The sequence below is a fragment of the Phenylobacterium sp. genome (assembly GCF_004799515.1).
In the GTDB taxonomy this organism is placed as follows: Bacteria; Pseudomonadota; Alphaproteobacteria; order Caulobacterales; family Caulobacteraceae; genus Phenylobacterium.
In genome coordinates this window covers 30,611-49,968 of record NZ_SSMX01000037.1, presented here as the reverse complement: position 1 = coordinate 49,968, position 19,358 = coordinate 30,611, and the positions used below count along the sequence as shown (strand labels likewise).

Annotated in this window: 17 protein-coding genes; 3 read left to right on the top strand and 14 right to left on the bottom strand. The window is 68.7% G+C overall.

Translation table 11 applies throughout. From position 1 onward, the window contains the following. Positions 1–499 precede the first annotated feature (499 nt). The 5 genes from E8A49_RS16335 to E8A49_RS16315 form a co-directional block, all read right to left on the bottom strand. Positions 500–1,450 carry a bifunctional riboflavin kinase/FAD synthetase gene (locus E8A49_RS16335; protein WP_293383718.1) on the bottom strand — a complete coding sequence of 317 codons (951 nt, stop codon included), beginning with the start codon at positions 1,448–1,450 and terminating at the stop codon, positions 500–502. Between the two features lie 25 nt (positions 1,451–1,475). Further along, positions 1,476–1,895, bottom strand: a complete 420-nt coding sequence (locus E8A49_RS16330) for a MaoC family dehydratase (RefSeq protein ID WP_293383715.1) — start codon at positions 1,893–1,895, stop codon at positions 1,476–1,478. Between the two features lie 52 nt (positions 1,896–1,947). Continuing rightward, positions 1,948–2,814, bottom strand: a complete 867-nt coding sequence (locus E8A49_RS16325; protein WP_293383712.1) for a TIGR01459 family HAD-type hydrolase — start codon at positions 2,812–2,814, stop codon at positions 1,948–1,950. A gap of 58 nt (positions 2,815–2,872) precedes the next feature. Beyond that, complete coding sequence (locus E8A49_RS16320) at positions 2,873–4,696, bottom strand: DUF885 family protein (protein ID WP_293383709.1); 1,824 nt, start codon at positions 4,694–4,696, stop codon at positions 2,873–2,875. 251 nt (positions 4,697–4,947) lie between these two features. After that, positions 4,948–6,213 (bottom strand): EAL domain-containing protein, encoded by a 1,266-nt coding sequence (locus E8A49_RS16315; protein ID WP_293383706.1) that lies wholly within the window; start codon positions 6,211–6,213, stop codon positions 4,948–4,950. A 261-nt stretch (positions 6,214–6,474) separates the two neighbouring features. Here E8A49_RS16315 and E8A49_RS16310 point away from each other — a divergent pair, with 261 nt between their 5' ends. Both E8A49_RS16310 and E8A49_RS16305 read left to right on the top strand, forming a co-directional pair. Beyond that, positions 6,475–7,983: an NAD(P)/FAD-dependent oxidoreductase gene (locus E8A49_RS16310; RefSeq protein WP_293383703.1), complete on the top strand. Its 1,509-nt coding sequence runs from the start codon at positions 6,475–6,477 to the stop codon at positions 7,981–7,983. A gap of 294 nt (positions 7,984–8,277) precedes the next feature. After that, a complete protein-coding gene (locus E8A49_RS16305; protein WP_293383700.1) occupies positions 8,278–8,835 on the top strand; it encodes a hypothetical protein in 558 nt (185 codons plus the stop codon). Between the two features lie 327 nt (positions 8,836–9,162). Here E8A49_RS16305 and E8A49_RS16300 read toward each other — a convergent pair whose 3' ends face one another. The 6 genes from E8A49_RS16300 to E8A49_RS16275 form a co-directional block, all read right to left on the bottom strand. Further along, positions 9,163–9,984 carry a PEPxxWA-CTERM sorting domain-containing protein gene (locus E8A49_RS16300; RefSeq protein ID WP_293383697.1) on the bottom strand — a complete coding sequence of 274 codons (822 nt, stop codon included), beginning with the start codon at positions 9,982–9,984 and terminating at the stop codon, positions 9,163–9,165. Between the two features lie 123 nt (positions 9,985–10,107). Next, positions 10,108–10,689, bottom strand: a complete 582-nt coding sequence (locus tag E8A49_RS16295; RefSeq protein ID WP_293383694.1) for a GNAT family protein — start codon at positions 10,687–10,689, stop codon at positions 10,108–10,110. A gap of 143 nt (positions 10,690–10,832) precedes the next feature. Then, positions 10,833–11,582: a TSUP family transporter gene (locus tag E8A49_RS16290; RefSeq protein WP_293383691.1), complete on the bottom strand. Its 750-nt coding sequence runs from the start codon at positions 11,580–11,582 to the stop codon at positions 10,833–10,835. A 120-nt stretch (positions 11,583–11,702) separates the two neighbouring features. Then, positions 11,703–12,227 (bottom strand): GNAT family N-acetyltransferase, encoded by a 525-nt coding sequence (locus E8A49_RS16285; RefSeq protein ID WP_293383688.1) that lies wholly within the window; start codon positions 12,225–12,227, stop codon positions 11,703–11,705. Positions 12,228–12,298: 71 nt separating this feature from the next. Continuing rightward, positions 12,299–13,753, bottom strand: a complete 1,455-nt coding sequence (locus E8A49_RS16280; RefSeq protein ID WP_293383685.1) for a tannase/feruloyl esterase family alpha/beta hydrolase — start codon at positions 13,751–13,753, stop codon at positions 12,299–12,301. Positions 13,754–13,758: 5 nt separating this feature from the next. Continuing rightward, a complete protein-coding gene (locus tag E8A49_RS16275; RefSeq protein WP_293383682.1) occupies positions 13,759–15,240 on the bottom strand; it encodes a tannase/feruloyl esterase family alpha/beta hydrolase in 1,482 nt (493 codons plus the stop codon). A 151-nt stretch (positions 15,241–15,391) separates the two neighbouring features. Here E8A49_RS16275 and E8A49_RS16270 point away from each other — a divergent pair, with 151 nt between their 5' ends. After that, positions 15,392–16,087, top strand: a complete 696-nt coding sequence (locus E8A49_RS16270; protein ID WP_293383679.1) for a hypothetical protein — start codon at positions 15,392–15,394, stop codon at positions 16,085–16,087. Between the two features lie 23 nt (positions 16,088–16,110). Here E8A49_RS16270 and E8A49_RS16265 read toward each other — a convergent pair whose 3' ends face one another. The 3 genes from E8A49_RS16265 to E8A49_RS16255 form a co-directional block, all read right to left on the bottom strand. Further along, complete coding sequence (locus E8A49_RS16265; RefSeq protein WP_293383676.1) at positions 16,111–17,430, bottom strand: acyl-CoA dehydrogenase family protein; 1,320 nt, start codon at positions 17,428–17,430, stop codon at positions 16,111–16,113. Between the two features lie 160 nt (positions 17,431–17,590). Next, entirely contained in the window at positions 17,591–18,004 is a 414-nt protein-coding gene (locus E8A49_RS16260) for a hypothetical protein (protein WP_293383673.1), read from the bottom strand. Between the two features lie 105 nt (positions 18,005–18,109). After that, positions 18,110–19,327: a cyclopropane-fatty-acyl-phospholipid synthase family protein gene (locus E8A49_RS16255; protein WP_293383670.1), complete on the bottom strand. Its 1,218-nt coding sequence runs from the start codon at positions 19,325–19,327 to the stop codon at positions 18,110–18,112. Between the last annotated feature and the right edge of the window lie 31 nt (positions 19,328–19,358).

Sequence of the window (19,358 nt, the reverse complement as noted above, 5' to 3'; positions counted from 1 at the left end):
TCGGCGCCGCCCACGGAAGGCGGGGTGGAGACGCGGGCGTGAAGCGCGGCGGTCGCCAGTCGGATGCGCTCGGGTCGCATCGGCTTCGCACGCTCCCGCGACCAAACCCATGCTCAGCGGCTTTGCGCCAGACCCGTTGACCTGTTCGCGACTCTTGAGGGTCGTCGGCATGAGCCCTTCCCCGAAAATGGAATCCGCCCCGTTAGCTTGATCGAGTGATCGCAGCCCGGCGCGAAGCGGCGAGCCACCATCGAATCCGACACCTGAATCTCAAGCGTCATTCGACGGCAAAAGGGACCACGATTGTGCTGGCCGGCGAGTCCTCGGCGATGCGGGCAAGTCCCAGGTCGGACCTGAGCGGCCCGTGGGCGGCTAGGCCGACATCGCGGTGTGGCCGCCTCGGGATTTGAGGCGGGAGTTGCTCGCCGCCATTAATCACTCACCCTTAAATCCGTTGTGGCCGGGACGAGCCCGGCCACAACGCGCGTTAGGGTGCGCCCTACTCCAACCCCGGCATCAGCAGGTCCCGCGCGGCGCGGGCGTCGCGCATCACCTGCTCGGTCATGGCCTCCAGGCCGTCGAACTTCTCTTCCGGGCGCAGGAAGGCGATGAGGTCGGTCTCGATGACCTGGTCGTAGATGTCCTCGTCGAAGTCGAAGAGCCAGACCTCGAGCAGGGGCGCGCGCACGCCCTCGATGGTCGGGTTGATGCCCAGGTTGGCGACGCCGGGGATTTCGCGGCCGTCGGGCAGGCGGGTGCGGGTAGCGTAGACGCCGAACCGCGGGACCACATAGTCGGCCAGCGCCACATTGGCGGTGGGGAAGCCCAGCTTGCGCCCGAGCTGGCGGCCGCGCTGCACGGCGCCCTCGATGGCGAAGGGGCGGCCCAGGATGCGGCGCGCCTCTTCCGGGCGCCCGTCGCGCAGGGCCTCGCGCACCCCGGTGGAGGAGAACTTCTCGCCGTCGAGATCCTCGACAGGCTCGGCCACCGAGACGCCGAAGCCCAACTCCGCCCCATAGGCCTTCATCGTCCCGGGGCTGCCGGTGCGGTCCTTGCCGAAGGAGTTGTCGAAGCCGATGGCGACGTGGCGGACGCCCAGTCCCTCGTGCAGCACGCGCTCCGCGAACGCCCGGTCGGTGAGCTCGGCGAAGTCGCGGTCGTAGGGCAGGACGTAGAGCACCTCGACGCCCAGCGCCTCCAGGGCGCGGGCCTGCTGATCGGGCTTCATCAGCCGGAAGGTCGGCTCGTCGGGGCGGTGGTAGACGCGCGGATGCGGGTCGAGGGTGATGACGCCCAGGGGCGCGCCCAGCTCGCTCGCCGCCTTGGCGGCGAGCGCGATCACCTTCTGGTGGCCGCGGTGGACGCCGTCGAAATTGCCCATGGCCACCGCCGCGCCTCGGTCGCCTGGCGCGAGGTCCTTCCAGCCCTTGATGAGTCTGAGCCGCCTCATCCTCCGAAGCCTTGGCGAAGACGGATCATGTTCTGCGCGGCACCATGATCAGGGCCTCGCCGTCGATGACGGTCTTGCCGTTGACCAGGCAGACGGTCTCGAAGACCGCGTGGCCCTTGTCGGCGTCCAGGCTCTTCACCGTCACCTTGGCCACCACCGGGTCGCCGATCTTCACCGGCCGGCGGAAGCGCAGGGACTGCGACAGGTAGATCGCGCCCGGCCCCGGCAGGTCGTTGCCGAGCACCGCCGAGATATAGGCCGCCGACAGCATGCCGTGGGCGATGCGCCCGCCGAAGGTGGTGGTCTTGGCGTAGGCCTCGTCCATATGCACCGGATTGACGTCGCCGGAGACCGCCGCGAAGGCCTCGATGTCGGCCGCGCCGACCACGTGCGTGGTCTCCGCGCTCTGGCCCACGCTCAGTTCGTCGAAATAAAGCCCCTGCACGCTCGCTCCTGAAGGCTGCGTCCCCCGTCCACTTAGCGATGAATGCGCGCCCTCACCAGACCAGGTTGGCGATGGCGTAGGCGGCGCTGAGCCCCGCCTGATGCAGCAGGTCGGCGACGGCGGGGGCGTTCAGGGCGCCGTCCGGCGAGATGGTCTCCGCGCCATGGATGCCGCTGGCGACGAACAGCACGTCCAGGCCCTGGGCGTTGGCGCCGCGCACGTCGGTGGGCAGGCCGTCGCCGATGCAGAGCACGCGGGCGGGGTCCAGGGGCCGGCCCAGGCTCTCCGCCGCCTTGGCCAGCGACAGGGCGTAGATCGCCGGCCACGGCTTGCCGGCCATGGCCACGCGTCCGCCCAGGCTCGCGTAGAGCTGCGCCAAGGCCCCGCCGCAGTAGATCAGCTTGTCCCCGCGCTGGACCACAATGTCCGGGTTCGCGCAGACCATCTCGAGATCCCGCGCCGCCGCCTCGACGAAGCGGTCGCGGTAGTCGGCGGGCTCTTCGGTCTCGTCGTCGAAGGGGCCGGTGACCGAGATGAACTTCGCGTGCGCCAGGTCCGCGCCGTCGAGGCCCAGGCCCTCGTAGAGCGGCGCGTCGCTGCTGACGCCGACCAGCCAGGCGGGGCCGGGCGCCCGCTCGGCCAAGAGGACGCGGGTGGCGTCGCCGGAGGTGACGATGTGGCTCCAGGCCTCGCGCGGCACGCCCAGCGCATCGAGCTGCTCCACCACCGGCGCGTGCGGCCGCGCGGCGTTGGAGATCAGCACCACCGGCCCGCGTTCGGCGCGGAAACGGGCCAGGGCGGCGCAGGCGGCGGGGAAGCTCTCGCGGCCGTTGTGGATCACGCCCCAGACGTCGCACAGCAGGGCGTCGTAGGCGGGCGCGACCTCGGAGAGGCCGGCGAGGGACTTGGGCTCGGTCATCGCCGGGCGGTAGCGGCCCGGCCCCGCGCGGTCAATGCCGGCAAGCAGCCGGGGCGTTTCAGGCCTTCGCGCCCGCGATGTAGCCGCCGATCGCCACCGCCATCACGTCCAGCGGCATGGCTCCCGACAACAGGCCAGCGTCGTGGAAGGCCTTGATGTCGAACCGGGGCCCCAGCGCCGCCTTGGCCCGTTCCCTCTGCTGCAGCCAGAAGGTGTGGCCGATCTTGTAGCTGCAGGCCTGGGCGGGGATGGCGCAGTAGCGCTGCACCTCCCGCGTCGTGGAGCCCTCGGCGTCGCCGTCCAGGCCCATCATGTATTCGATCGCCTGCTCGCGGCTCCAGCGCATGGCGTGCATGCCGGTGTCGACCACGCAGCGTCCGGCGCGGAAGATCTGCGCCTTGCGCCAGCCGATTTCGCCCAGCGGGTCGTCCTCGTACATGCCGAGCTCTTGCGCCAGCTGTTCGGCATAGAGCGCCCAGCCCTCGCCATAGGCCGAGAAGTACATGTTCTTGCGCAGGATCGGGATGCCGGCGCTCTCCTGCGCCAGGCCGCCCTGCAGCTGATGACCCGGCAGGCCCTCGTGGTAGAGCGTCGAGGGCAGGTTCCACTTCGGCCACTCATGGGTGTCGGCCAGGTTGAAGAAGATCACCCCCGGCCGCGAGCGGTCCATGGGCGCGCCCTCGGAATAGGCCAGCGGCGAGCCCGCCTCGATGGCCGGCGGCACGCGGCGCGCCTCGATGGCCTGGTTGGGGATGCGGTTGAACATGCGCGGCAGGCGCGCCTTCACCGCGCTCAACCGCTCCGAAAGGTAGGCCAGCAGCTGGGCCCGGCCCGGATCGGTGTTGGGGAAGTAGTAGCTGGGGTCCTTGTAGAGCGCCTTGATCCGCTCGCCGACCGTGCCCTGGGTCAGGCCCTGCTTGCTCAGCAGGACGTCGAGCCGCGCGCCATATTCCTTGGCCTGGTCGAGGCCCAGCTGGTGCACCTCGGCCGGCGTCATGCCGGTGGTGGTCGTGTACTTCAGATTGGCCGCATAGAAGGCCGGCCCCTCCTTGAAGCGCCAGATCCCGGCGTCATGCACGGCGCCGGGCCGGGCCTGCTTTAACGCCGCGATCTGGCGGTCGAGCGCCGGGCCGACCTTGGCGTCGTAGACCGCCGCCGCCATCGCGCCGTAGGACTCGCCCAGCCCCTTGGCGCGGGCCCGGCGGTCGAGGGATTTCACCAGATCCGACTTGTCGCCGGTGGTCCTGAGCGCGCCCACCTGGGCGATGGTGATGTCCAGCAGGAAGTCCGGCGGCAGCACGCCCTTGCCCACGTCGTGGCGGAAGCGGTCGGTGTTGGCGTCCAGCGCGGTCGCGAACCCGTCCAGCCGCGCCAGATAGGCCTCGGCGTCGGTCGCCGTCTCGATGGTGTGATTGTCGTCCAGGAAGTCCGGCATCCGCTGATAGGCGCCGGTGATCGGCGACAGCACGTAGCAGGAGGGCGAGAACCCGTCGCGCCCGCCGATGTCCAGGTCGAGGATCGGCTGGGTGGTCTCGCCCACATAGAGCACGGTGTCGTAGTTCACCGCGTCCATGCCGGTGAGCTTCTTCCGGTCGATGGCCTTCAGCCGGCGCATCTGGCCGCGGTTCGCCGCGCTCTCGGCGGCCATGCCGGCGGTGGAGACATCCTCCAGCTTGAACTTCAGCCCGGCGTTCCTGCCCTTGTCGAGGGCGAGCTGGGTGGCGGTCTCCGGCTGCCGCTCCAGGTCCTCCTGGAAGAAGGCGTCGAGCAGGGCGGTGAGCCTGGCGGACTCAGGCGACGGGGCCGCGGCGCGGGCGAGGGACGCGGACGACAGAGCGGCCGCTGCGGCGCCCGTGGAAAGCAACTGACGGCGGTCGAGCAAGTGTGGATCCCCCTTTAGTCCGCCCACATCCGGTCATCCCCGCGAAAGCGCGGACCCAGGCGTTGTCCTGTTGAGCATGGATCGCCTGGGATTGGCAGCCGCCCGAACCGCAAAAACCCGTCATCCTCCGGTCGCCCGAAGAGGCGATCCGGGGGACCCAAGCGGTGTGGCCTGGCCCGCAATTCAGCTTGGGTCCCCCGGATCAGCCTCGCGGCTGACCGGAGGATGACCGTTTAAGGGCTCGGATGGCCCTATCCCACCGCCGCCCGGCGCGGCCAATCCGGCCGCACCAGGTTCGGCGCCGGCGCGGGCGCCTCGGCCAGCACGGCTTCCTTGATCGCGCGGGGTTGGCCGAACAGGTGGCCCTGGCCGAAGGCGAGGTTGAGGTCCAGGAGGTCGACGATCTGCCGCTCGCTCTCCACCTTCTCGGCGATCACCTCGACGCCGTAGCGCAGGGCGAGCGCCGTGAAATCCTCGGCGGCCAGGTCCGGCAGCGACTGCAGCACCAAGCGGCCATCCACCTCGGTCAGCTCCTCCAGGAGCTTCGGCGCGGCGACCTTCAGGAACCGCACGTCGGCGCGCGACAGGTCCTGCAGGTCGAGGTCGAGGTCCACCACCTTGTCCAGGCTGAACCGGAAGCCGAGGTCGGCCAGCTTGCCCATGTTGCGCGCCTCGATGGAGCCGCGGGCGTCGAAGGCGGCCTGGCCCAGCTCGAAGATCAGCGAGCCCGCCAGGTCGCGGTTGCTGGTCAAGAGATCGAGGAACTGCGGGAAGAACACCTCGTCGGCGAGGCTGGCCATGGAGACGTTGCAGAAGATGCCGATCTTGCGGTCCTGCTTGGCCAGGCGCCGCACGATCTGCACGCAGCGGAACAGCAGGAGGTTGTCGATGGCGGTGACCAGGCCGCCGGGCTCGGCGACGCTCAGGTATTCCGCCGGCATCATCACCCGGCCGGTCTCGTCGCGCAGGCGGGTGAAGCTTTCGTAGAACTGGGTCTTGCGCTGCGGCAGGGCGACGATGGGCTGCAGGTAGAGGTCGACGCGGTTCTCGGCCAGGGCCTCGCGCACGGTGTCGAGCAGCGCCGGGACTTGGGCCATATCGCCCCCCAGCCGCGCGGCGAAGGCCGGGGCGGCGGCTTCCGCGGCGCCCTCTTCCAGCCGCCCCTGCAGGGTCTGCACCAGGCCCTCCAGCATGTGGACCTCGTCCACCAGGGCCTCGGCGCGCTGGGCGTCCTCGGCGACGGCGTCGAAGATCTCGCTGACCCGGGCGTCCAGGGCTTCCACCTGGGAGATCAGGATCTCGTGCGCCTCGCGGATGTTGTCCACGTCGCCCTTGATCTCGGCGGTCTCGAGCGCGCGTTCGATCAGGCCGTGGAAGGCGAAGCAGAGGCCGAGCCCCCCCACCAGGGCGGCCACGCCCGCGCCCCAGCCGCCGCCGTTGCGCCAAAGGCTCAGCGCCACGATCAGCGACAGGCAGATATAGGTCGCGCAGAGGAGCCCAAGGGTGAGCCGACGCATGGTCCTGGCCATCCGAATCACATCGTCGAAGTATCCGGCACGCTCCCCCTGGAAGTCGAAGGAATTAACGCCGCAGTGGCGGGCCTCCTCAACGTGTCATCCTGGAAAGCGCGCAGCGCTTGTCCGGGACCCATACGCGCTGCGCCGTCCGATCGGCGTCTCGCGGACCAGTCGCCCAAAGCGACGCTCCGCCGCGCTGGCGCCAGACCCACATCCATGTGATCAATGTTCACTCAAGCGCGGCGCGGGACTTCGAAGACCATGGCGGACGGGACAACAGGCAAGGCGGCCACCGAGCACCTCGACGTGCTGATCGTCGGCGCGGGGCTGTCGGGGATCGGCGCGGCCTGGCATCTGCAGCACGAGGCCAAACCCTCCCGCAGCTACGCGATCCTTGAGGGCCGTCAGGCCATCGGCGGCACCTGGGACCTGTTCCGTTATCCGGGCATCCGCTCCGACAGCGACATGTACACCCTGGGCTACGCCTTCAAGCCGTGGACCGAGGCCAAGGCCATCGCCGACGGCCCCTCGATCCTCAACTACGTCCGCGAGACCGCCGCCGAGCACGGCATCGACCGCCACATCCGCTTCGGCCATCAGGTGACCGCCGCCGCCTGGTCCAGCGAAGACGCCGCCTGGACGGTGGAGGCCCGCACCACCGACGGGCGCACGGTGCAGCTCACCTGCGGCTTCCTGCTGCTCTGCGGCGGCTACTATTCCTACGAGGGCGGCTATACGCCGGAGTTCCCGGGCGCCGAGCGCTTCAAGGGCCAGCTGATCCACCCGCAGCACTGGCCGAAGGCCCTCGACTACGCCGGCAAGCGCGTGGTGGTGATCGGCTCCGGCGCCACCGCGGTCACCCTGGTGCCGGAGATGGCCAAGACCGCCGGCCACGTCACCATGCTGCAGCGCTCGCCGACCTATGTGGTCTCCCGGCCCGCCGAGGACGCCATGGCCAACAACCTGCGCAAGTGGCTGCCGGCCATGCTGGCCTACAACATCGTCCGCTGGCGCAATGTGCTGTTCGGCATGTGGTTCTTCCGCCTGGCGCGCAACAAGCCGGCGGCGGTGAAGAAGAACATCATCGACATGGTCCGCGCCCAGCTCGGCCCCGACTACGACGTCGAGACCCACTTCACGCCCAGCTACAACCCCTGGGACCAGCGCCTGTGCCTGGTGCCCGACGCCGACCTGTTCGCGGCGATCAAGCAAGGCCAGGCCGAGGTGGTCACCGACCACATCGAGACCTTCACCGAGACGGGCCTCAAGCTGGCCTCCGGCAAGACCCTGGACGCCGACATCGTCGTCAGCGCCACGGGCCTGAAATTGCAGGTGCTGAACGGCATAGCCCTCAGCGTCGACGGCCGCGCGATCGATCCCAGCCAGACGCTGGCCTACAAGGGCATGATGTACGAGGGCATCCCGAACCTCGCCACCGTGTTCGGCTACACCAACGCCTCCTGGACCCTGAAGGCCGACCTGACCTGCGAGTACGTTTGCCGTCTTTTGAACGTGATGGCCCGACGGGGCCTGCGCCAGGTCACCCCGCGCAACAGCGACCCGGACATCGAGCATCAGCCGTGGCTCGACTTCTCCTCCGGTTACGTCCAGCGCGCCATGGCCAGCTTCCCCAAGCAGGGCTCCAAGGCCCCCTGGAAGCTGCACCAGAACTACGCGCTCGACCTGATGAGCCTGCGGTATGCGAAGCTGGAGGACGGCGTGCTGGAGTTTTCGAACCCGGTGAAGGCTGGGGCGAAGGTCGCGGCCTGAGGGCGCTGAAGTTCGTCGCGCGAAGCGAGTACTCAATCTACGGTGTTGCCACCATTGTAGCTAGGGCGTTCCAAACGTCGGCTGATGGAAGTTTCCAGCGCAACAACCCGCCCCATTGCCCGCCGCCATTTCACTCTTGTCCTAACATAGGCGAATTCGCCTGCGACCGCTGGTGCGACAATCTGGGACTAAGGAATCGAGTTTTCTCATAAAAAGTTGACTTGGGACTGACTCTATGTTCCCCTTTTGTTCATGGCCGATACGATGGCGAGACGTGAGCGGCAGGAGGCCGTGTTGGCGGAGCTTTCTGAGCTCGGGCTGACGCTTGCGCGGGAGCTGCACGGCCGGGCGCTGGCGGCGGAGACGACGGTCGAGGCCGACAAGCTGGCGCTCGCCTTCCAGCGGGTGTCGCGCGGCGTGCGCCAGACCTTCGCCCTGGAGCTGAAGATCGAACGCGCCCGCCGCGAGATCGAACGCGAGGACGCGCGGGCCGCCGAGGCCGCCGAACCTGAGCCCAGGGAAGAGGTCGATCCGGCCCTGGCCGAGGCGCGGGCCTGCACCCAGGACCGCAAGCGCCGGGTGCGCGGGGCGCTCCACCGGCTGATCTGGGACGAGGCCGAGGGCGACGAGGAGGAGTTCGAGGTCCTCGACTACGACCTGGAGACCCGCCTGGGCGAGGCTGCCCGCCGCGCCGACTTCCTCGACCTGCCCATCGAGACCCTGATCCGCCAGATCAAGTCCGACATGGGGCTCGTCGGAGAGCTGCGCCTCACCGCCTGCGAGGCGCCGGCAGCGTTCGCTGACCGCAGCGCCGATCTCGCCTACGACGCCGGCCCGCCGGACACCGGCTAACCCAGTCCCCGCTCGTCCCCGCGAAGGCGGGGACCCATGCGACCTTAAAATTCAGGCACCCCATCGCCTCACCGAACTCAGCTTGGATCCCCGCCTTCGCGGGGACGAGCGGGCCGCGCGCTCTGCGGCTTAGATCTCATGGCCAGCATTCTGCCTTGGGGCCTCGGCTTCTCAAGGACCGGGCTTTGCCCGGCCGCCCCGCGGCGCGCCTTTGGCGCGTCCTTGACAAGCCGAGGCCCCAAGGCTCGCATCAACCATAAGATCAAAGGCGCGGTGACATCTCAAAAGACGCCATGCGGAACGGCGCGGACGATCCCGCCCACCGAACTAGGCCAGCCGCTCCTCACCCACCGCCCCGCACCGCCTCAGGCCTGCGCCGGCAAAGCCGAAGCCCAGGATCATCAACGCCCAGCTGGCGGGTTCGGGGACGAAGTCGCTGGCGGCGAGGTCCAGGGTGGCGGTGCCATAGAATATCTCGTCGGTGCTGTAGTCGGAGGTGTCGCCGACGTCGATGTTGCCCTGCTCGAAGCTGTAGTTCGCGTCGATATCCACGCCGTAGGTGAACGGCGCCATGTAGGCGCCGATCTGGCTGACCAGCAGCGGCGGCGGATCGCCGATGTAGTGCGGGTCGTTGTAGTTGTGGCTGTAGCCGATGGTCGTCGACACGGTGTCGGATATGAAGGTGTAGTTATAGCCGTCGAACGAATTGTCGTTCTGGCCCTGGTATTCCGAGACCTGCGCATAGTCCTGGTGGGACGACGGCCCGTCGAAGATCCGATACTGCTGGACGTCGAGATTGCCGCCGGTGTTCGGCTGGCCGACGATGCCCGCGGCGGCGAAGAGCTGCGCATCCAGCGACGACGAAGACCCGAGCACCGGCGTGTACAGGTCGTTCTCGGCGATGTGGTAGTAGGGGGTGTTGTACACGGACAGAAGGCTGGTCGTGGCCGCCGGCAGGGCGACCGCGACCTTGTCGATGTAGTTAATGTCCACCGGGGTCGAGGAGACCTGGACGCCGTTGACCTCCTGGATCTCGGTGTTCAGCGAGATGTCGAAGACCACCGCGCCGATGGTGGCCATCGAGGCCGAGGCCGAGGCCATGGCGCCACCGAGTGTCGCCACCGCCAGGATGCGATGTTTGATCGCCATGTTCAGCCCCACCCGATTGGACGTTGTTCCAGGGCGCAAGCTACGCCGTCGCTCAGGGGCTGGGTATCGAGCGGAAGGCGTAGGCCTTTGGGCGTAGGCCCCATCGGCGGCGGCGCGCCGCCCTCACCCGAACCGCGCCAGCCGCGCGTCCAGTCCCGCGCGCACCGCCGGCCATTCGTCGGCCAGGATCGAGAAGACGCAGGTGTCGCGGATGCGGCCGGTCCAGGTGACGCGGTCCTGGCGCAGGACGCCGTCCAGGCTTGCGCCCAGCTTCAGCACCGCCGCGCGGCTGCGGGCGTTGAGGGCGTCGACCTTGAACTGCACCCGCCGCGCGCCGCTGTCGAACGCGTGCGCCAGCATCAGCCGCTTGCTCGCCGGGTTGACCGCCCCGCCGCGGACGTCGGGGTGATAGTAGGTGCCCCCGATCTCCAGCGTCTGGTTGACGGGATCGACGCCCAGGTAGCTGGAGACGCCCATTACCTGGCCGCCCGCCATCACCGCGAAGTTGATCCGGTCGGGGCCGGGCTCGGCGTAGAAGCGGCTCCAGCCGGCGTCGAAGTGCGCCGCGTCCAGGGAATAGGGATAGAGCGCCGTCCAGACCTCGCGGTCGGCGTCGCAGGCGGCGTGCAGGCCTTCGCGGTGCGCCGGGGTCATCGGCTCCAGGCGGACGTGGCGGTCTTCCAGGACCTTCGGCTCGATCCGCATTTTTAGGCGCCCGCCTCCAAAAAAAGTTCCGGCTTGGCCTTGTGCGCCGCCGTTACGAACCTATCTCAGCCCTGCCCATTCCTGGGCGTTTCCTCCCTAGACTTCAAAAGCCGGGCCCAAAAGGCCCGGCTCTTTTTTGGCCATCAGCCCAGGTAGAGCCGCGCGGCCTGCACGAGGTAGACCGCCCCGATCACCGTCAGGATCAGCCGCAGGTAGCGCTTGAAGTCCACGTCGCTCAACCGGTTGAGCAGGATGCCGCCGGCCGCCGTGCCCAACATGGAGAGGGGCACGGCCAGCGCGAACACCCACCAGGGCGGGATGCCCTTGCCGCCGGCGGCGACCAGCGGCGCGCCATAGACCACCACCTTCATCAGGTGGCTGAACACCTGGGTCGCGGCCTTGGTGGCGACGATCTGGTGGCGGGTCAGCGCGGTGCGCACGAAGAAGACGTCGAGCAGCGGCCCGGCGACGCCCGCCGTCAGGTTCATACCCGTGACGCCGAGCCCGCAGACGTAGGCCTGGACCGGCCGCGACGCGTCGACCTTCACCCAGCCCTGCGGCAGCCAGACGAGGCCGGGGACCAGGCCCATCAGGAGGTAGAGCGTCGCCCGGGTCGGCTCATAGACAATGAGGCCGATCAGGGCGGCGGCGGTGAAGGCGCCCAGCGCATAGATCGCCACGATCCGCCAGCTCACGAACTGGCGGTGGAGGATCGCCCGCCAGCCGTTAGCGACCAGCTGTAAGAGGCCGTGGACGACGAAGGTGGCGGAGACTGGCAGGACGAGGGCCAGGGCGCCCTTGAGCATCAGCCCGCCCGCCATGCCGAACACGCCGGAGATCGCCGCCGTCACGAACGACATGGCGACGATGAAGCCGCCCGTTAGCAGGGTCATGGGAAGTATCCTTCGGAGTTGCGACCCGCCTCGCGAAGGGGACACAGGCCCCTCCGTCCGCGGATCTGCGACGCGACGTGCGCCAGAAGGGGCCGGCCGTCCGGCTGGGGCTCAACGTCCTCATGGACGGAGCGCTTTGTAGAAGAAGGTGGCGTCGCACAGCGCGCCGTCGGGGTAGAGCGCGTAATCGGGGATCACGCCCGCGCGGCTCCAGCCGCGTTTCTCGTAGAGCAGGTCAGCGGGGCTTCCGGTGACGGTGTCGAGCACCATCAGCCAGCGCCCCTTTTGCCGGGTGGCGTCCTCCGCGGCGGTCATCAGAGCCTCGGCCGCGCCGCGCCGGCGGCCACGGCGATGGACCAGCAACTTCGAGATGTCGACCCGGTGTGGCTGATTGGGGATCGCGACCGGAATGACCTGCACCACGCCGAAGACGCCGTCGTCGTCCTCCGCCACCAGGATCGATCGGCCGTCGTCCGTGGCGGTCTCTTCGCGCCAGAACGCCTCGGCCTCGTCCAGGGTCATGTCCGCCATGAAGCTGACCGAGGCGCCGCCCTTGACGCAGTCCAGCAACACCGCGGCAAGCGCGGGGACCACGCCTTGCGCCTCGTCCGGCGACAGGCTGCGTATGAGGAAGGCTTCCGTCATCTGAACGGTGTCGGATTACCCCCGCGCAGACCGAGCTTCCAGTCCTAAAGCCACGCTTGCCGCCTTGGGTCTCAGCCCTTCTTCGCCGCCGAGCAGGCCCAGGCCTCACCCGCCTTGCGCGCCACGCCCGGATAGGGACAGAGCAGCTGGCTCGCGCCGCCCTGGCCGGTGGCCGTCACCTCGTGCGGCGCCTGCTTGGCCTCCACCCAGCGGTCGAGGATCGAGAGCCAGTCCACGGTCCCCGGTCCATTGCCGCCCTGGCAGTGCAGCATGCCGGGGATCATGTAGAGCCGGTAGAAGCTGGCGGCGTCCTTGGTCTCCGCCAGCACGGCGTCGTGGTAGCGGATCGAGCCCCGCGGCGCGATCGCCGGGTCATTCCACCCATGGTACTGGATCAGCTTGCCGCCATGGCTGGCGAAGGGCGTCAGATTGGCGTCGGTGGCGTCCAGGTCCTTGGCGAGCTTTTGCCGGTCACGGTCGAGCTTCGCGCCCGTATCCATTTTCAGGAAGTCGAACGACGGATCGTCGTAGAGGAAGTACTTCATGAACTGCGAGCCCATGGCGTGGCCGGAGGACTCCGTCCAGCGGTCCTGGGAGACGCCGGTGTTCCAGGCCTGCCAGCCGCCGCGCAAGGCCTCCGCGCCCGGCTCGTAGCCTGGATAGGCCACCTTGCCGTTCACGATCCGGCCGCCATAGATCGCCTTGGCCGAGGCGATCTGGGGCGCGGTCAGGCAGCCTTCGGTCTGGCCCGGCCTGCACTTCAGCACCGCCGGGTCGAAATGGCAGGCGAGCTGATCGCGGATGAAGGGCTCGCCGTTCGCGCATTGCTTGAGCGCGGCGTCCTGCAGCAGTTGCAGTTGCGGCAGGGCCAGATAGCCGCCGGGCCGGGCCAACACCTGCTGCATGTAGGCGCGCCCGGCGTAGCCCAGGGTGTTGTAGTTGGCCGTGGCGCCGGCGACGATGCCGTCGAAGTCTCCGGGGAAGCGCTGGGCCTCCATCAGGGCCTCGCGGCCGCCGGCCGAGCAGCCCACGAAGTAGGCGCGCTTGGGCGCCTCGTCCTTCTGGGCCTTGATCAGGAGCTTGGCGGCGTCCGTGGTCTCCTTCAGCGAACGCCAGCCGAAGTCGGCGATCTTTTGCGGATGGCCCAGCGCCCAGATCGCGGTGCGGCCGTTGCCGCCGTGGCCGTCGTCGGTGCCCGCGGCGGCGTAGCCCTCGTCGGCGCGCAGCTTGACCTGGGCCCAGGGGATCGAGCCCGCCAGCCCGCCGTTGCCGACTTGCACGAACTTGCCGTTCCAGGCCTGGCCGATCGGGATCAGCACCTCGATCTTGATGTCGGAGTCCGCGGTCGGGTGGCTGTCGAGTTCGATCTGGCAGCCCTGGCCGCCCTTGATCGCCATCGGTTTGGCGTTGGTGATCTCGGCGTGCGGCAGGGCGGCGTGGGCCATGTCGGCGCAGGCGGTTTCCGCGCGCGCGGCGGCGGGCGCCGCCAGCGCGAGGCCGGCGGACGCGAGCAGGATCAGGCGCATGGGACTCAGCCCTTCTTCGGGGCGGCGCAGGCGTAGGCCTCGCCGGCCTTGCGGGCCACCGCCGGATAGGGACACAGCACCTGGCTGGGCGGGCCGCCCGGCGACTGGCCGGCGCCGCCTTGGGCGACAACTTCGCCCGGCGCCTTGCCGGCGGTGACCCAGCTGTCCAGCTCGGCCAGCCAGTCGACGTTGCTTGGGCCGACGCCGCCGGCGCAGTGCAACATGCCGGGGATCAGGTACATCCGGTAGAAGCTGTCGGTGTTCCCCATCGTCTTGCGCACGTCCTCGTAGTAGCGGATCGAGGAGCGCGGCGGGATCGCCGGGTCATTCCACCCGTGGTACTGGATCAGCTTGCCGCCGCGCTTCTCGAACGCCGTGAGGTTCGGGTTCGGCGCGTCCACTTCCTCGGCCATCTTCTTCTGCGCCGTCGCGTACTGCGCGCCCATGTCCATCTTAAGGAAGTCGAAGTTCGGGTCCTGGAAGGCGAAGTACTTGAAGGCGTCCGACGAGAAGGCGAAACCCATGGCGTGGGGCCGCAGGTCGTCGGTGGGGCCGGTCAGCCAGGCGTTCCAGCCGCCATTCAGGCCCTCGGCGCCCGGGCTGAAGCCCGGGAACAGCACATTGCCCTTGGCGTCGGTGCGGCCGGTGTACATGGCCTTGGCCGAGACCACCTGGGCCGGTGTCAGGCACTCGTCAGTCTGGCCGGGCTTGCAGGCCAGCTTGCCCGGATCGAAGTGGCAGGCGGCGGGATCGCGGATGAAGGGCTCTCCCGGGGAGCACTGGGCTATCGAGGCCTTTTGCAGGAGGTCGCGCTGCGGCGCGCCCAGATAGCCGCCCGGCTTGGTCATGGCCTGCTGCTGTACGGCGGAGATGCCGAACAGCTGGCTCATGTAGGCGGCCGGCGCGCCGGCCACGATGCCGTCGAAGTCGTTGGGGAAGCGCTGGGCCGACATCAGCGCCTCGCGTCCGCCGTCCGAGCAGCCGTTGAAATAGGACTTCTGCGGGCCGCCACCCTTTTGAGCCTTGATCAGGGCCTTGGAGATGTCGGTGGTCTCCTTGACCGCCCGCCAGCCGAAGTCGGTGATCTTCTCGGGGTGCCCCAGCGCCCAGTCGGCGGCGGTGATCACCTTGGACTGGTGGCCGTCGTCGGTGCCGCTGACCGCGTAGCCGGCGCGCACCACGCGGCCGAACTGGGCCACGGGGATCTGGCCCGCGAAGCCGCCGTTGCCGAGCTGGACGAACTTGCCGTTCCAGGCCGCGCCTTCGGGGATCCACAGCGACAGGCGGATGTCGCTGTCGGCGGTAGGCTTGCTGGTCACGTCGACCTTGCAGACCTGCTTGTCGCCCACCGCCTCGGAGACCGCCTTGGTCACCTGGGCGTGCGGCAGCGGCGTCTTCATCAGGTCGGCGCAGGCGGTCTCGGCATGCGCGGCGAAGCCCGCCAGCGACAACGCGAACACCGACAGCCCCAAAGTCACGGGTTTCATTTCAGCAGCCTCCCCAGGTACGCGTTTTCGGTACTTTAGGCAGAACTGCATGGAGCGCGCCAGGACCCTTCTCCAGGGCCTTCGGCGCCATGACCCTGGCATCGGACCCTTATCCCGCGCAGCTTACGAAGGCGGAGGGAGGATCGAAGGCGTGAACCATGGACCGCCAAACCCGGTCACGGCGGCGCTGGCGATCGGCGCCGTACTAGGCTTGGCCCTGGCCCTTGCGGCCTGCCACCAGATGACGCCCCAGGAAAAGGCGCGGCAGATGGTCCATGACTGTGCGGCGGACGCCGATGAGCACCTCGATCCGCGCTGGGGGCCGCGAGAGGTCACCGGCGTCTATCCCGCCGCCGACGGCACGGTGAACGCCATCATCGCGGCTCGGGGCGCCCAGGCGACCGTCGTCTGCGGCGTCGCCTCGGGCTACTATACCCATGCCGTCGCGGGCGTGGCGACGATCGACGGCGTCGAACCGGCGCCGGGCCAGACCTATCTTCCGATGCAGCATCGCTGGCTGACGGCGGCGGAGCTGCATGCACGGCTGACCGGCCTGCTCGCGCCGCGCTTTCTTGAATACGCCGGCGTGGCTTGGGCGCCGAATCCGCCAGGCGTCTATACGGTCTCGAACCTGGCCGGCGTTCCGAGCACCGCCTGCTTCACGGCGCAGAGCCGGCGCAACCCCGCCCACCAGCTGGTCGCCTGCCAGGTGGCGGCCGGCCACCGCTATTGGGTCAGCCAGGGCCTGCTCGTGCTCGAACTCATCAAGCCGCCCATGGGGTTGCGGCCGATCCCGCCGGCGCCTCCGGCGGACCTCGCCGCCCGGCCGGGCGGCGTCCCGCGCTGATCGTCAGGAACCGATCGCCAGGATCAGTTGCGGAACACCGCCGCGGTGGAGGCGTCCTGCGGCATCTCGCGGTACTGGCGCAGCTCGTTGCGGCCGACCACCATGTGGTGGACCTCGTCCGGGCCGTCGGCGATGCGCAGGGTCCGCGTCGAGGTGTACATCCGCGCCAACGGGGTCTTCTGGCTGACCCCGGTCGCGCCGTGCATCTGGATCGCCTGGTCGATGATCTGGCAGACCCGCTCGGGCACCATGGCCTTGACCATGTGGATCCATACGCGGGCTTCCTGGTTGCCCAGGACGTCCATGGCCTTGGCGGCCTTCAGCACCATCAGGCGCATGGCCTCGATGTCGATGCGGGCGCGGGAGATGATCTCCAGGTTGCCGCCCAGGTAGACGAGCTGCTTGCCGAACGCCTCGCGGGTCAGGCCGCGGGTGACCATCAGGTCGAGCGCCTTCTCCGCCGAGCCGATGGCGCGCATGCAGTGGTGGATGCGGCCGGGGCCCAGGCGCAGCTGGCTGATCTCGAAGCCGCGGCCTTCGCCCAGCAGCATGTTCTCCTTCGGCACGCGGACGTTGTCGAAGATGATGTGCATGTGGCCGTGCGGGGCGTCGGGATCGCCGAACACGCACATGGGCCCGACGATCTTCACCCCGGGCGCGTCGGTGGGCACCAGGATCTGCGACTGGCGAAGGTTCGGCGGGCCGTCGGGGCTGGTCTGCACCATGGTGATCATGATCTTGCAGCGCGGGTCGCCGGCGCCGGAGATGTAGTGTTTCTCGCCGTTGATCACGTACTCGTCGCCGACCAGGGTGGCGCGGGTGTTGATGTTCTTGGCGTCTGACGAGGCGGCGTTGACCTCGGTCATGGCGAAGGCCGAGCGGATCTCGCCGCGCAGCAGCGGCTCCAGCCACTGCTTCTTCTGGGCAGGCGTGCCGACGCGCTCCAGCACCTCCATGTTGCCGGTGTCGGGCGCGGCGCAGTTCATGGTCTCCGACGCCATGCGGTTCTTGCCCAGCTCGACGGCGATGTAGGCGTAGTCGAGGTTCGACAGGCCCTCGCCGGTCTCGGCGTTGGGCAGGAAGAAGTTCCAGAGGCCCTCCTTCTTGGCCTGGTCCTTGGCTGCTTCCAGGAGTTCGAGCTGGCCGGGGGCGTAGGACCAGATGTCCGTCTTACCCTCGTCAAGGGCGTGGAACTTCTCGCTCATCGGCTCGACGACTTCCTGCACGAACCGCTTGACGTGGTTCAACAGCGGCAGGGCCTTTTCGCTCATCCGCAGGTCGTTGAGCTCATCCTGCGGGTTCAGCGCGAAGCTGGACTGCGGACGGTCGGCGGTCATGGTCATCGGGGTCGCTCCCAGGGGCTCTTCTGGCCCTAATCTTTGGCCCATCCGGGGTGTTCAAACAAGTGTTTAAACGCCGGCCGCGCACGAGTTCAGCGGCGGGCATATCGCCCGCCGCCGTCGCGGCTTCGAATCTCGATGGAGGTCTGAGGCCGGAAGCGGCCTACTTCGTCGGCAGCTTATCGGCCTTCGGGCAGACCGCGGCGAACAGCGCCTGGTCCTCGGCGCCGCCGACCTGCTTGGGCGTGTCGGAACGCCAGGTGGTCGGCATCTGGAACGGCTGGGAAGGCTTGTAGGCGGTGATCAGGATCAGGTTCTTCTTGGTGCAGTCCAGGGCGTAGATGTAGCCGACGCCCTTGTCCGGGCCCGCGGGCATGAAGCCGGCCGACGGCTTGGAGATGGCCTGCATGACCACCACGCGGCCGGTGGCCTGGTCCTTGTAGCTGTAGTCGCCGTCATAGGACCATTCGGTGCCGTTCTCGCCGTCGGCGAACTTGGTCCAATGCTCGGCGTTGGCGGCGCCGGCGACGGCGGCCGAGGCGGCGATGAGGGCGGCAAGCGCGAGGGCGCGGCGCATAGATAATCTCCCGACTGGTTTTTGCGTTGTCGGGGAGAGACCCTAGCGACGAGGTTGCGACGCCTCCAGCAGAAATCTTGGTGCGTCGCTCAGGCCATTTGCGGTTCAGGCCACCTGGCGAACCGGCTCGGCGATCCGGGGATCGTTACGGGCCATGTAGTCGCGGGTGATCGGGGCGGCGTCGATGCGCTTGGTGAGCTGCAGCTGGAAGACCATGTGGCCGCGGTGGCGGAACGCGAGCTCGCTGATCGAGAGGTAGAACTCCCACATCCGGCAGAAGCGCTCATCGTACATCCGCGCCACCTCGGCGCGCTGGGCGGTGAACCGCTCGCGCCAGCAGCGCAGGGTCTCGGCGTAGTGGAGACGCAGGATCTCCATGTCGGCGACGATCAGGCCGGCCCGCTCCACGCAGGGGATCACCTCCGACAGCGCCGGGATGTAGCCGCCGGGGAAGATGTATTTCTCGATCCAGGGCTGGTTGAGCGCCGGGCCTTCCGAGCGGCCGATCGCATGGACCAGGGCCACGCCGTCGTCCTTCAGGAGGCGCGCGATCTGGTCGAAGTAGGTCTGGTAGTTCGGCCGCCCGACATGCTCGAACATCCCCACCGAGACGACCCGGTCGTAGGGGCCCTGAACGTCGCGGTAGTCGGTGAGCGAAAACCGCGCCCGCTCCGCCAGGCCAGAGCTTTCCGCCCGCCAGCGCGCCGTCCCTAGTTGTTCGGTCGAGAGCGTGATGCCGTCCACCTGCACATCGGCGGCCTGGGCGAGGCTCAGGCCCAACCCGCCCCAGCCGCAGCCGATGTCCAGCACCGTCTGTCCGGGCTGCAGCAGGAGCTTAGCGGCGATGTGCTGCTTCTTGGCGGCTTGGGCCTCTTCCAGCGTCATGTCGGGCCGGGCGAAATAGGCGCAGCTGTACTGCAGGTCCGGGTCCAGGAAGCGCCGGTAGAAGTCCACCGACAGGTCGTAGTGGTGGGCGACGTTGCGCCGGGCGGCCAGGCGGGCGTTGGCCTGCAGCCGCCGGTCCAGCCACCAGCGCGACAAGGCGCCCACCCGCTTCAGCGGCCGGTACCGGGCGTTGCGGCCGATCAGGTCCACCAGGTCCCAGATCGCGCCCTCTTCCATCACGAGGCCGCCGTCCATATAGGCCTCGCCCAGCGCCATGGAGGGGTAGATCGCCAGCCAGGTCATCCAGCGGCGGTCGGCGATGCGCACGGCAATCCGAGGACCTGTCCCGTCGCCGAGCTTCAGCACCTCGCCGGAAGGGAGTTTCACGCTCAGGTCACCGTCACGGATGACCCGTTGGAGGAAGTCTTGAAGCGCCATGGCCGCACCCGACTTTCGAACACCGTATGCG

Bases quoted from the DNA above. Each gene is read 5' to 3' on its own strand.
- E8A49_RS16335 (WP_293383718.1), bottom strand. From the start codon at position 1,450: ATGAGGCGGCTCAGACTCATCAAGGGCTGGAAGGACCTCGCGCCAGGC.
- E8A49_RS16325 (WP_293383712.1), bottom strand. From the start codon at position 2,814: ATGACCGAGCCCAAGTCCCTCGCCGGCCTCTCCGAGGTCGCGCCCGCC.
- E8A49_RS16315 (WP_293383706.1), bottom strand. From the start codon at position 6,213: ATGCGTCGGCTCACCCTTGGGCTCCTCTGCGCGACCTATATCTGCCTG.
- E8A49_RS16310 (WP_293383703.1), top strand. From the start codon at position 6,475: ATGGCGGACGGGACAACAGGCAAGGCGGCCACCGAGCACCTCGACGTG.
- E8A49_RS16300 (WP_293383697.1), bottom strand. From the start codon at position 9,984: ATGGCGATCAAACATCGCATCCTGGCGGTGGCGACACTCGGTGGCGCC.
- E8A49_RS16295 (WP_293383694.1), bottom strand. From the start codon at position 10,689: ATGCGGATCGAGCCGAAGGTCCTGGAAGACCGCCACGTCCGCCTGGAG.
- E8A49_RS16290 (WP_293383691.1), bottom strand. From the start codon at position 11,582: ATGACCCTGCTAACGGGCGGCTTCATCGTCGCCATGTCGTTCGTGACG.
- E8A49_RS16285 (WP_293383688.1), bottom strand. From the start codon at position 12,227: ATGACGGAAGCCTTCCTCATACGCAGCCTGTCGCCGGACGAGGCGCAA.
- E8A49_RS16280 (WP_293383685.1), bottom strand. From the start codon at position 13,753: ATGCGCCTGATCCTGCTCGCGTCCGCCGGCCTCGCGCTGGCGGCGCCC.
- E8A49_RS16275 (WP_293383682.1), bottom strand. From the start codon at position 15,240: ATGAAACCCGTGACTTTGGGGCTGTCGGTGTTCGCGTTGTCGCTGGCG.
- E8A49_RS16265 (WP_293383676.1), bottom strand. From the start codon at position 17,430: ATGACCATGACCGCCGACCGTCCGCAGTCCAGCTTCGCGCTGAACCCG.
- E8A49_RS16260 (WP_293383673.1), bottom strand. From the start codon at position 18,004: ATGCGCCGCGCCCTCGCGCTTGCCGCCCTCATCGCCGCCTCGGCCGCC.
- E8A49_RS16255 (WP_293383670.1), bottom strand. From the start codon at position 19,327: ATGGCGCTTCAAGACTTCCTCCAACGGGTCATCCGTGACGGTGACCTG.